9 protein-coding genes and 2 pseudogenes are annotated in these 11,864 nt (G+C 63.6%); 7 read left to right on the forward strand and 4 right to left on the reverse strand.

Features of this window, described 5'->3' with window-relative positions:
- Together HZS63_RS11385 and purL are read right to left on the reverse strand one after the other, a co-directional pair.
- Nucleotides 1-534, reverse strand: coding sequence for a hemerythrin domain-containing protein (locus HZS63_RS11385; RefSeq protein WP_246316319.1), 534 nt, complete (start codon nucleotides 532-534; stop codon nucleotides 1-3).
- Nucleotides 535-618: 84 nt separating this feature from the next.
- Entirely contained in the window at nucleotides 619-4,707 is a 4,089-nt protein-coding gene (gene purL, locus HZS63_RS11390) for a phosphoribosylformylglycinamidine synthase (RefSeq protein ID WP_180684150.1), read from the reverse strand.
- 181 nt (nucleotides 4,708-4,888) lie between these two features.
- Between purL and HZS63_RS11395 the strand changes: the two genes are divergently transcribed.
- The 7 genes and pseudogenes from HZS63_RS11395 to HZS63_RS11425 all read left to right on the forward strand — a co-directional run bounded on the left by HZS63_RS11395 (nucleotide 4,889) and on the right by HZS63_RS11425 (nucleotide 10,270).
- A complete protein-coding gene (locus HZS63_RS11395; protein WP_180684151.1) occupies nucleotides 4,889-5,359 on the forward strand; it encodes a flavodoxin domain-containing protein in 471 nt (156 codons plus the stop codon).
- A gap of 102 nt (nucleotides 5,360-5,461) precedes the next feature.
- Nucleotides 5,462-6,649, forward strand: coding sequence for an ABC transporter substrate-binding protein (locus HZS63_RS11400; protein ID WP_180684152.1), 1,188 nt, complete (start codon nucleotides 5,462-5,464; stop codon nucleotides 6,647-6,649).
- Between the two features lie 89 nt (nucleotides 6,650-6,738).
- A complete protein-coding gene (locus HZS63_RS11405) occupies nucleotides 6,739-7,602 on the forward strand; it encodes a branched-chain amino acid ABC transporter permease (RefSeq protein WP_180684153.1) in 864 nt (287 codons plus the stop codon).
- 26 nt (nucleotides 7,603-7,628) lie between these two features.
- Entirely contained in the window at nucleotides 7,629-8,702 is a 1,074-nt protein-coding gene (locus HZS63_RS11410; RefSeq protein ID WP_246316321.1) for a branched-chain amino acid ABC transporter permease, read from the forward strand.
- Nucleotides 8,695-8,826: pseudogene (locus tag HZS63_RS14255) on the forward strand (ABC transporter ATP-binding protein); the annotation flags it as partial. The gene HZS63_RS11410 and the pseudogene HZS63_RS14255, both read left to right, overlap by 8 nt.
- A 107-nt stretch (nucleotides 8,827-8,933) precedes the next feature.
- Nucleotides 8,934-9,551 (forward strand): annotated as a pseudogene (locus HZS63_RS11420) (ABC transporter ATP-binding protein); the annotation flags it as partial.
- On the forward strand, nucleotides 9,548-10,270 hold the full coding sequence (locus HZS63_RS11425) for an ABC transporter ATP-binding protein (protein WP_180684155.1): 723 nt from the start codon (nucleotides 9,548-9,550) through the stop codon (nucleotides 10,268-10,270). The pseudogene HZS63_RS11420 and the gene HZS63_RS11425, both read left to right, overlap by 4 nt.
- Before the next feature lie 15 nt (nucleotides 10,271-10,285).
- Here HZS63_RS11425 and soxX read toward each other — a convergent pair whose 3' ends face one another.
- Nucleotides 10,286-10,939 (reverse strand): sulfur oxidation c-type cytochrome SoxX, encoded by a 654-nt coding sequence (gene soxX / locus HZS63_RS11430; RefSeq protein WP_180684156.1) that lies wholly within the window; start codon nucleotides 10,937-10,939, stop codon nucleotides 10,286-10,288.
- Between the two features lie 17 nt (nucleotides 10,940-10,956).
- Nucleotides 10,957-11,763 carry a sulfur oxidation c-type cytochrome SoxA gene (gene soxA, locus HZS63_RS11435; protein ID WP_180684157.1) on the reverse strand — a complete coding sequence of 269 codons (807 nt, stop codon included), beginning with the start codon at nucleotides 11,761-11,763 and terminating at the stop codon, nucleotides 10,957-10,959.
- Nucleotides 11,764-11,864 lie beyond the last annotated feature (101 nt).

The following is an 11,864-nucleotide window of genomic DNA, read 5'->3' on the forward strand; positions in this document are numbered from 1 at the left end:
TCAGACGTAGGCGTTCAGCGGCCCGCGCACATGGCGCATGTGCAGCGACATGCCCAGGGCCGCCATGTGGTTGGCATTGCGCCCGAGGATGGTTTGTGCCAGCGGCAGGAACTCGCGCTCTTCGAACTCGGCATGGGCACGGTACTGCGTGACCAAATGCTGAATCACCGACGCGTCCACATCGCCAAACTGGCCCTTGGCCACTTTCTTCAGCCCGGATTCCAGGGTTTTCCAAAGCCGCTCCAGTTCCCGGTGCTCGTTGGTCAGGCGTTCGGCCATGGCTTTGACGCGGTCCGACTCGGCACCTTTTTCGGCACTCTTGATCACCGCGGGAAACAGCTCCCGCTCTTCGTCCAGATGGTGCTCGAAGATGGCTTCGCGGAAAAACTCAAGGGCCTTCTCGGCGATGTCACGCGCGCGCGCCGCAGGCTCCAGCAGTGCCGGCAGTTCGCCCAGCATCTCCAGCTTGCGGAAGATGCCGGCATGGCATTGCGAAAAGTCTTCGATCGGGGCGTTGTCGGTATCGGAGGACATGGACTGCATCAAAGAAGCAAAGAATGAATAACAGTCTAGTGCTCCGTCATCCGCATGCCTTGACGCACGTCAAACCTCGATCGATCACCCCACCCACTTGCGTGCGTTGCGCCACATGCGCATCCAAGGGCTGTAAGCTTCGATGCCGCCCGTGGCTTTCAGATCGGTCCAGCTCATCTGGACGTTGCGGAACACGCGCTCGGGGTGCGGCATCATCGCGGTGAAGCGGCCGTCGGCGGTGGTGACCGCCGTCAGGCCGCCCGGGCTGCCGTTGGGATTGAAGGGGTAGGCTTCGGTGGCCGCTCCGGTGTTGTCCACATAGCGCATGGCGGCGATGACCGCATCCCGGTTGCCGCGGTGCTTGAAATTGGCGTAGCCCTCACCGTGCGCCACGGCGATGGGCAGGCGGCTGCCGGCCATGCCCTGGAAGAACAGGCTGGGCGACTCCAACACCTCCACCATCGACAGGCGCGCCTCGAAGCGTTCGCTCTGGTTGGTGGTGAAGCGCGGCCAGGCCTCGGCACCTGGGATGATGTCGGCCAGTTCGGCAAACATCTGGCAGCCATTGCACACGCCCAGGCCGAAGGTGTCGGAGCGGGCAAAGAAGGCTTGGAACTGTTCCGACAGCACGCGGTTGAAGGTGATGGAACGCGCCCAGCCGATGCCGGCGCCCAGCGTGTCGCCGTAGCTGAAGCCGCCGCAAGCGACCACGCCCCGGAAGTCGCGCAGGTGGACGCGACCGGACTGCAGGTCGGTCATGTGCACGTCGAAAGACTCGAAGCCCGCCAGGTGGAAAGCGTAGGCCATTTCCACGTGCGAGTTGACGCCTTGCTCGCGCAGAATGGCCACCCGGGGCCGGGACAGGTTCAGGTATGGCGCTGCCACGTCTTGCGACGGGTCGAAGGTGAGCGCGACATGCATGCCGGGGTCGGCGGGCACGCCAGCGGCGGCGTGTTCGGCGTCGGCACAGGCGGGATTGTCGCGCTGCTGGTTGATCTTCCAGCTCACGCTGTCCCACACCTGGTGCAGATCGTACAGGCTGGCGCTGAACACGGCCTTGGTGTCGCGCCAGACCTGTAGCTGGCCCTTGCCCGCGTCCGTGGCGGAGCTGACCGGACGGGTCTTGCCCACAAAGTGGCTGTGTTTGCTCAGGCCATGCTCGCGCAGCACCTGCATGACTTCGTTGCGCTCGTCGGTACGCACCTGCAACACCACGCCCAGTTCTTCGTTGAACAGCGCCTTGAGGGTCAGCTCCTCGCGGCGGGCGCTCACCTGGGCCGCCCAGTTCTTGGCGTCCCCCGTGTCCATGCGGCTGTCGGAGATGCCGTCGCCTTCGGTGACCAGCAGGTCCACGTTCAGGGCCACGCCCACGTGCCCGGCAAAGGCCATTTCGGCCACCGCGGCCAGCAGGCCGCCGTCGCTGCGGTCGTGGTAAGCCAGGATTTTGCCCTGTGCGCGCAAGGCGTTCACGGCGTTGACCAGTGCGATCAGGTCTTGTGGGTCATCCAGGTCCGGCACGGCGCCGCCAGGCTGGCCCAGCGTCTGCGCCAGGATGGAGCCGCCCATGCGGTTTCGGCCCTTGCCCAGGTCAATCAGCACCAGGGTGGTGTCTGCCTCCTGCGCGTCGAGCTGCGGGGTCAGCGTGCCGCGCACGTCAGGCAGCGTGGCGAAGGCACTGACGATCAGGCTCACCGGCGAGGTGACCTTCTTCTGCTCACCATCCACGGTCCACTGCGTGCGCATGGACAGGCTGTCCTTGCCCACGGGAATGCTCACGCCCAGCGCCGGGCACAGCTCCATGCCCACGGCCTTGACGGTGGCGTACAGTGCGGCGTCTTCGCCCGGCTCGCCGCAGGCGGCCATCCAGTTGGCGCTCAGCTTCACGCGCGGCAGTTCAATCGGGGCGGCCAGCAGGTTGGTGATGGCCTCGGCCAAGGCCATGCGGCCGGAAGCGGGCGCGTCCAGCGCGGCCAGCGGGGTGCGTTCGCCCATGCTCATGGCCTCGCCGGCAAAACCGGCGTAGTCGGCCAGGGTCACGGCGCAATCCGCCACGGGCACCTGCCAGGGGCCCACCATCTGGTCCCGGTGCGTCAGCCCGCCCACGGTACGGTCGCCTATCGTGACCAGGAAGCGCTTGGAGGCCACGGTGGGATGGCTCAACACGTCGATGACGGCCTTTTGCAGGTCCACGCCGGTCAAGTCCAACTCGGCCGCCTGGCGTTCCACGGTTGTCACGTCGCGGTGCATCTTGGGTGGCTTGCCCAGCAGCACGTCCATCGGCATGTTGACCGCAGCCCCCACGCTCCCCACTTCGTGTGGTTCGCTGCCCCCCGAGGGGGCTGTGCTGGCTTGGGACGGCACGGCGCGGTGCACGGCGTCTTCGTAACCCACGAACAGTTGGCGCTGCTCGGTGGCTACCCCCACCACGGCGAAGGGACAACGCTCGCGTTCGCAGAAGGCTTTGAACCGTTCCAGCGATTCGGGGGCAATGGCCAGCACGTAGCGTTCCTGGCTCTCGTTGCACCAGATTTCCTTCGGCGACAGGCCAGATTCCTCCAGCGGTACGGCACGCAAGTCGAAGCGAGCCCCACGGCCAGCGTCGTTCGTGAGCTCCGGGAAAGCGTTGGACAGGCCGCCGGCGCCCACGTCGTGGATGGCGAGGATGGGGTTGGCTTCGCCCAGCGCCCAGCACTGGTTGATGACTTCCTGGGCACGGCGCTGGATTTCGGGGTTGCCGCGTTGCACGGAGTCGAAGTCCAGGTCGGCCGCGTTGACGCCGCTGGCCATGGAACTGGCGGCACCACCGCCCATGCCGATGCGCATGCCAGGGCCGCCCAACTGGATCAGCAAGGTGCCAGCAGGAAATCGGATCTTGTGGGTTTGTGTGGCGTCGATCTGGCCCAGCCCCCCTGCAATCATGATGGGCTTGTGGTAGCCGCGCTGCACGGTGTCGGCATCGGTGGCCACCGTCTGCTCGTACTCGCGGAAGTAACCCAGCAGGTTGGGCCGGCCGAATTCGTTGTTGAAGGCCGCGCCACCCAGCGGGCCTTCGGTCATGATCTGCAAGGGGCTGGCGATGTGCTCGGGTTTGCCGCCGGGCTGGTCGGACCAGCCGCCCCACAGCTTGGACACGGTAAAGCCCGTCAAGCCCGCCTTGGGCTTGGAGCCCCGACCGGTGGCGCCTTCGTCGCGGATCTCGCCGCCGGCGCCGGTGGAGGCGCCAGGGAATGGAGAGATGGCCGTGGGGTGGTTGTGTGTTTCCACCTTCATCAGCGCATGGTGCCGGGCGCGCTCGGCCACGTAAGGCGTCGGGCCTTCGTTGTGGGTGCGAGCGACGAAGCGCTCCAGCTCGTGCCCTTCCATGATGGAGGCGTTGTCCGAATAGGCCACCACCGTGTGCTGCGGGTTGGCTTGGTGGGTATGACGGATCATGCCGAACAGGCTCTTGTCCTGCGCCACCCCGTCGATCGTGAACTGCGCGTTGAAGATTTTGTGGCGACAGTGCTCGCTGTTGGCTTGCGCGAACATCATCAACTCCACGTCCGTGGGGTTGCGATTGAGATCGCTGAAAGCCTTGACGAGGTAGTCGATCTCGTCGTCGGCCAGCGCCAGACCCCAGGCCACATTGGCCCGCTCCAGCGCCGCTCTGCCGCCACCCAGCACATCCACATGCTCCATGGGAGCAGGTTCCAGTTCGGTGAAGAGCTGAAAAGTCTCTTCGCGACTGGTCAAGGCGCTTTCGGTCATGCGATCATGCAGCACGGCGGCCACTTGCTGCCACTGCTGCGGGGTCAGGCCGGCCTTGCCCAGCAGACCAGCCCGGAGGGTGAGGCGGTATTCGGTGATGCGCTCCACCCGTTTGACGGCAAAGCCGCAGTTGCGCGCGATGTCCGTGGCCTTGGATGCCCAAGGCGACACCGTGCCGATGCGCGGCGTCACCACCACCAGCACCCCGCCCTGTTCTCCCTGATACGGCTCACCGTAGGTCAGCAGCGCTTGCCAGTCCTTGAGTTGCGCATCGGTCAGCGGCTCCAGCGTGTTGACCAGGTGCACGAAGCGGGCCGAAATGCCAACGATGCGGTCGTGAATGGCTTGCAGGCGGGGCAGGAGTTGCTGAGCGCGGAAGTTACCGAGGGCGTCGCCCCCCTCGATCGGGGTGATGTGCTGGGTCACGGTGTGGCCTGAAGGGAGAAAGACCCCGAATTTTAGCGGCTCGGCTGCTTCGAACCCTGCGCCAATCCGCACCGAATCGGCTTGTCGGTGCATCTGCACCGCATCAGGGTTTTCCTGAGGGAAGCACCTCAGGTTTATGAAGTATATTGCATGACCAGGCACGCAATTTAATGCATTGTCCATGAAACTCAAAATCCTGGTCGGTACCACGACCCAAACCGCTGAATGCGTGGCTCAGGCCATCCAAATGGATTGCGCAGATCTGCTGCCCGATATCGAGGTCGTGCTCATGGACGGACTGGACATCAGCGTCTTTGACGAGTCTGCGCTGTTTCTGATTTGCTGTGCCACCTACGGCAGCGGCGACGTCCCCGACAACGCGCAAGCACTTTACGCCAGCCTTCATGACCATCCGCGATTTCTCGGGCATGTGCGCTATGGCGTGATGTCTCTGGGCGACCAGGGCAGCTACCCCATGACCTTTGCCATGGGCGGCAAGCGCTTTGACGAAAAACTCACCGATCTCGGGGCGCAGCGCCTGGGCGAGGTATGGACCCACGATGCCAGCAGCGACGCATCCCCTGAAGAAGCGGGCATTGCCTGGTGCCGCGCCTGGCTGGCCGAACATGTGCTGGCAGAAAACACCAAATAGTTTAACCATGAATTATTTGGTTGGCTACCGGGTAATTCAGGATCACCGCGCACAACGAACCCTTCTAATATCCGACCGTTACCCCCCAACAGGAGACAAACCATGACCTCTCGCCGAGTCGTACTCACCCGCACAGCCGCCGTGATCGGTGCTGCATCCACGGGCCTTTTGCTGCCGGAAATCGTTCGAGCGCAATCGAACCGTGTCCGCGTCGGTTTCATGCTGCCTTATACCGGGACCTTCGCCCAGCTGGGGGTGGCGATCGAAAACGGGTTCCGCATGGCGCTGGACGAAAAAGGCGGCAAGCTGGGCGGCCGCGAGGTCGATTTCTTCAAGGTGGATGACGAATCCAACCCGGCCAAAGGGGTCGAAAACGCCCAGCGTCTGGTGCAACGCGACCGCGTGGACGTGCTCATCGGTACGGTGCACTCTGGCGTGCAAATGGGCATTCACCGGGTGGCTCGGGAGACGGGTGTTCTCAACCTCATTCCCAACGCGGGTGTGCATGCGGCGACGCGGGCCCAATGTGCGCCCAACGTGTTCCGCACCAGCTTCACCAACTCCCAGCCCACGCTGGCGCTCGGCAAGCCCATGGTGGACCGGGGCCACAAGCGCGCCGTCTGGATCACCTGGAACTACGCCGCCGGCGACGAGGCTTTCGAAGGTTTCGAGCAAAGCTATACCGAAGCGGGCGGCACCATCATTCGCAAGCTCGGCCTGCCCTTCCCCAACGTCGAATTCCAGGCGCTGCTGACTGAAATCGCCTCGCTGCGCCCGGATGCCGTGGCCTGCTTCTTCGCCGGCGCCGGCGCCGCCAAGTTCCTGCGCGACTATGCGGCCGCCGGCCTGAACCGCACGATCCAGCTCTACGGTTCCGGCTTCCTCACCGAAGGCGTGCTCGACGCTGCCGGTGATGCGGCCAACGGTGTGCTCACCACCATGCACTACAGCGACTCGCTGGATACGCCGCGCAACAAGCAATTCCGCCTGGAATACGCCAAGGCTTTCCGCATGCAACCCGACGTGTACGCCGTCCAGGGCTACGACACCGGCCTGCTGCTGATCCAGGGCGCCCAAGCAGTCAATGGCGACTTGTCCAACAAACAGGCGCTCTACGACGCCTTGCGCGGGGCGACGATCGACAGCCCGCGCGGGAAATGGACCATGAGCAAATCCCACAACCCGATCCAGGACATGTACCTGCGCGAAGTCGTCGGGCGCGAGAACAAGGTGATCGGCATTGCCCGCAAGGCGGTGGAAGATCCCGGCACCGGTTGCCGCATGGCCTGACCAGCCGCTTTTTCCTTCCCCTTTTTGGCACGGCGCCATGGCCTGAGCGCGTATGGCGCCGCGTCCTTTTCGATGCGCGGCGTGTCAACATGGATTTTGCAAATTTTTTGATCCAGCTTCTCAACAGCCTGCAATACGGTTTGCTGTTGTTCATGCTGGCGGCGGGGCTGACCCTGATCTTCGGCATCATGGGTGTGGTCAACCTGGCGCATGGCAGCTTCTACATGCTGGGCGCCTACTTGGCCTGGTCTTTCGCTGGAACCTTCGGCAGCCTCTTCGTTGCGATCGTGGTGGGCGCGGCGCTGTCCATCCTGCTCGGGCTGGTCCTGGAATGGTCGCTGTTTCGGCATTTCTACAAGCGCGACCACCTCGATCAGGTGCTGCTCACGTTCGGCCTCATCTACATCTTCGAGGAAGTGCGCTCGCTGCTGTGGGGCGACGACGTCCACGCGGTGCAAATGCCCGAGATGCTCAACTGGTCCATCCCGCTGACCGACACCCTGTCGTATCCCGTGTACCGCTTATTCATGTCGGGCATCTGTATTCTGCTGGCCATCGGGCTGTATCTGCTGATCTCCAAGACACGCCTGGGCATGAAGATCCGCGCTGGCGCCTTCAACCGGGACATGACCGAGGCCCTGGGCGTCAACATCCGGCTCATCTACTCGGTGGTGTTCGCACTGGGCGTGGGGCTGGCCGCCATTGCGGGCATGATCGCGGCGCCCATCTCCAGCGTCTATCCCGGCATGGGGGGCTCGGTGCTCATCATGTGCTTCGTGGTGGTCGTCATCGGTGGCATCGGATCGGTGCGGGGCGCGTTCATTGCCGCGCTGCTCGTCGGCCTGGTGGACACCTTCGGCAAGGTGTTGATCCCCCAGATCGCGGGGATGCTCGTGTACATGCTCATGGCGGCCGTGCTGCTCTACAAGCCCGAAGGCCTGTTCAAACAATGACCTCCCATTCTGAGAAACGCTGAACGATGTCCGCCGCCAGTTCCCATCTCGAGCACCTGCCTCGCAGCCTGCAGCTCACCCTCGGCTTGGGCGCCGTTGCGCTCGCGCTCTACCCCGTCATGGGCCTCGACAGCACCGGTTACTACACCCAGATGCTCACGCAGATGATGATCCTCGCCATCTTCGCCATGAGCCTGGACCTGCTGCAGGGCGTCACCGGCATGGTCTCGCTCGGCCATGCGGCTTTCTTTGGGCTGGCGGGCTACGCCCTTGCCTTCCTCACGCCCGACAGCGGCCCGATCAGCCTGTGGTGGAGCCTGCCGCTGGCCGCCGCGGGCGCCGGGCTGGCCGCGCTGATCATCGGCTTCTTCGTCGTCCGGACCCACGGCATCTACTTCATCATGGTGACGATGGCATTCGCCCAGATGATCTTTTACCTGTTCTTCGACAACCGCTCCCTGGGCGGCTCGGACGGTATCTACGTCTATTTCAAACCCACCACCGCACTCGGCCCGCTCACGGGTGGCGAGGAGCTTTTCAACCTCGAAAGCCGCATCACCTTCTTCTATTTCACGCTGGCGGTGCTGCTCATCGTGTACGCCTTCCTGCGCCGGCTGCTGTTCTCGCCGTTCGGGCGCACGCTGGCCGGCATCCGCGTCAACGAGCACCGCATGCGGGCCATGGGTTACGGCACCATGTGGTACAAGCTCACGGCCTTCACCCTGGCCGGCACCCTCGCAGGCGTGGCCGGCTACCTGTGGGCCGCCCAGACCGGCTTTGTCAACCCCGAGCTGATGGGCTTTCACCTCAGCGCTCACGCCATCATGATGGTGATTCTGGGCGGCATGGGCAACTTCGCAGGGGCCATCGTCGGCGCCTTCGCCTTCGAATACCTGCTGCACCTGTTCAAAGACCTGACGAAACACTGGCAACTGCTCATGGGGGGGTTCATCGTGCTCATCGTCGTCTTCGCACCCAAGGGCCTGCTGGGCCTGGGTCAGAACCTCCACGATCGCCTGTTCGGCGCTTCCTCGCCACCACCTGACGGCAACGATGCCGACAGCCAGGGCGCAACCCCCTCGGAGAAACGCCATGGCTGAGGTCCTGCTCCAGGCCGACAACGTCACCAAACGGTTCGGCGGGCTGGCTGCCGTGAACAACGTGTCGCTGCAGTTGCGGCGCAACCACCTGCATGCCGTGATCGGCCCCAACGGGGCCGGCAAGTCCACCCTGACCAACCTGCTGTCCGGTGACCTGCCTCCCACATCCGGCACGATCCGGCTGGCTGGCCGCGACATCACGGGTCTCAAGGCCGAGCGCATTGCCCGCTNTCCACCCTGACCAACCTGCTGTCCGGTGACCTGCCTCCCACATCCGGCACGATCCGGCTGGCTGGCCGCGACATCACGGGTCTCAAGGCCGAGCGCATTGCCCGCTGGGGCCTGGGTCGCAGCTACCAGAAAACCAACATCTTCCTGCCCTTCACCGTCTGGGAGAACGTGCGTCTGGCGGCCCAGTCGCGCACCCCGCACGCAGGGCGCTGGCTGACCCAGGCCTCCAGGTTCGAGGATATCAACCAGCGGGCCGAACGGGCCATGACCCTGGCGGGTCTGACCCACCGCGCCCGCTATGCCGCCAGCGCCATCAGCCATGGCGAACAGCGCCAGCTCGAAATCGCCATGACGCTGGCCACCGAGCCGGAGGTCATCCTGCTCGACGAACCCCTGGCCGGCATGGGGCACGCCGAGGCCGAGCGCATGATCGAGCTGTTGCAGACCATCAAAAAGGACCACGCCATGATGCTGGTCGAGCACGACATGGATGCCGTGTTCACCCTGGCCGATCAACTCACCGTGATGGTCAATGGTCAGGTCATCGCTTCGGGCACCCCGAGCGAGATCCGTGCCGATGCGGGCGTGCAGGCGGCCTATCTGGGAGAGGAAGCATGAGCACCAGCCAGGACTGGCTCATCGAAGCCAAGGGCCTCAACACCCATTATGGGGCGAGTCACATCCTCAAGGGGATCGACTTTCGCGTCGGCAAAGGCGAGACGATTGGCTTGATGGGACGCAACGGCATGGGCAAGAGCACCTTGCTCAAATCGCTGATGGGGCTGGTCAAACCCAGTGCCGGCCGCGTCCACATCAAGGGCCAGGACATGACGGGCTCACCTGCTTACCGCGTGGCTCGGCTGGGCATCGCCTACGTTCCCGAGGGACGGGGGATTTTTGGCAACCTCAGCGTCAAGGAAAACCTGATCATGGCGGCCCGCCCCGGCGTGCGTGGCCAGAGAGACTGGACCTACGAGCGCGTGCTGGAGACGTTTCCTCGCCTGGCCGAACGCCTGGGCCACGGAGGGCAGCAGCTCAGCGGTGGCGAACAGCAGATGCTCACCATCGGGCGTGCCCTCATGACCAACCCGGATCTGCTCATCCTGGACGAAGCCACCGAAGGACTGGCCCCGCTGATCGCCCGAGAAATCTGGCGCATCTGCGCGGTGATCCGGGACTCGGGCATCAGCAGCGTGATCGTGGACAAGAACTGGAAGCACGTGACGCAGATCACCGACCGCAACGTGATCCTGGTCAAGGGAGAGGTGGTGTTCGAAGGCACGTCCGACGAACTCATCTCCCGCCCCGAAATCCTGGAGCAGCACCTGGGGGTGTGAGCCCCCAGGCCCGCGTCACTTGTTGACCGGAGACTCCGGGTCCAGCAGCAACGCCATGATGTGCTTGATCTGCTGCTCGGTCAGGATGCCCTTGGCGCCAGCACGCGGCATTTGCGAACATGCCGTGTAGGCACGGGCATTCCACAACTTGCCCCAGGTGTACTCCACGATCGGTTTGGCCGCTTCGCTGTTCGGGTCGGTCACGCCACGCAGCTTGCCGTAGTTGTACAGGCTCGGTCCCAGGTTGCCAAAGGAGATTTCTTCCTTGCTGATCTGATGGCAGTTGTAGCAGTTGCCTCCATTGACCGCATTGGCCTGGTCACTCCACGTCAGGCCGCGACCACTTTGGGCGATCTGCTCTCCCTGCTTCCAGTCCCCCAGAAACTTGCCATCGGAAGGCCATTTGATGGTTTTCATCTCGGCTTCCTCGATCTGCTTGGCCAGTTTCTCGTCGAGCGGTTTACCCGCTACATCGGCCTGGGTGCAGAGATCGTTCGCCATGTCGGGGGCAAGCCGGTCCAAAGTGGCGATCCCACGCTCCACGAAAGAGGCTTTGATGGCCGCAGCCGCCATTTGGTCGTAATCGGCACTCGAAGGACCGGTCGAACATCCCTGCAACGTCAGCAACAGCGCAGGAACGGCCATGGTCGCAATGGTTTTTTTCATCATGATGTGCTTGCTCCCGTTCAGCGTTTGATGGTCGGGACCGCGGAGACCGCACCCTTGGCATTCACCCCCATGTACACGCCGAGGGCGATCGTCACATCACTGGCGAAGGTGGGCTCTGGGAAGCGCATCTGGCGGTAGCAATCGTTGAGCCGGTGTTGCATGCTCCACATTTGTCCATTGGACACACGGTACGCCGGCCAGGCCGCAAAACCCACGCCATCCCCTGGGTTGGTGGTGAGGTTGGGAAGTTCTTGCAGACGAATACGGCCGCCGTCGATGGCATGGCAGGAAGCGCACGAGAAATCATGCGTGCCGCCACGCTGGAAAAACACCCGCTTGCCGATTTCGTACATGTCGCGCTCGGCCTGATGCTTTTGGGGCACATTGAACTTCATGCCTTTCGATTGCGAGGCGATCCAGGTGGCCAGTGCCACGACATTGGCCGTCTCTCCACGACCGAAACCGCGCGCGGTCACCTCTTTTTTCGCATCGATACCCTGCAGCGTCTCCATGCAGGTCATCAAGCGGCTTTCCAGATCCTGAACCCGACCGGTATCCTTGAAGAAGCGCGGCAGTTCGACAAAAGCCCCCTGCACAACCCCCGGCCCCTTGCCCAAATCGCACTGTTCCAGGGAGGCGTTCTTGGGACCGCGCTTTTCTTTCCAAAGCTCTTCACCCCTCATCTCGAACAGTTCGGCGGGGTTGCCGTCTTGCAGCATTTCGCGGTACTGGGCGATGCCATCGGCTGCAGAGCCCTGCGCATAGGCTGTGCCTGCGGCGCCAAAGGCCGCGAGCACCACCAGGGCTCGGAAGTTGTTGTTCATGTGTCGATTCTCCTCATTGCAATTGAAAGGCACAGGGACACCGTGCCTTGACCCGAAAAACGGATCTCACCCTCCGGGGTTCAAGAAATGGTGGCCTCGTC

It is taken from the genome of Tepidicella baoligensis (genome assembly GCF_013432195.1).
Lineage (GTDB): Bacteria > Pseudomonadota > Gammaproteobacteria > Burkholderiales > Burkholderiaceae_C > Tepidicella > Tepidicella baoligensis.

Bases quoted from the DNA above. Each gene is read 5' to 3' on its own strand.
- HZS63_RS11385 (WP_246316319.1), bottom strand. From the start codon at position 534: ATGTCCTCCGATACCGACAACGCCCCGATCGAAGACTTTTCGCAATGC.
- HZS63_RS11395 (WP_180684151.1), top strand. From the start codon at position 4,889: ATGAAACTCAAAATCCTGGTCGGTACCACGACCCAAACCGCTGAATGC.
- HZS63_RS11400 (WP_180684152.1), top strand. From the start codon at position 5,462: ATGACCTCTCGCCGAGTCGTACTCACCCGCACAGCCGCCGTGATCGGT.
- HZS63_RS11405 (WP_180684153.1), top strand. From the start codon at position 6,739: ATGGATTTTGCAAATTTTTTGATCCAGCTTCTCAACAGCCTGCAATAC.
- HZS63_RS11410 (WP_246316321.1), top strand. From the start codon at position 7,629: ATGTCCGCCGCCAGTTCCCATCTCGAGCACCTGCCTCGCAGCCTGCAG.
- HZS63_RS11425 (WP_180684155.1), top strand. From the start codon at position 9,548: ATGAGCACCAGCCAGGACTGGCTCATCGAAGCCAAGGGCCTCAACACC.
- soxX (WP_180684156.1), bottom strand. From the start codon at position 10,939: ATGATGAAAAAAACCATTGCGACCATGGCCGTTCCTGCGCTGTTGCTG.
- soxA (WP_180684157.1), bottom strand. From the start codon at position 11,763: ATGAACAACAACTTCCGAGCCCTGGTGGTGCTCGCGGCCTTTGGCGCC.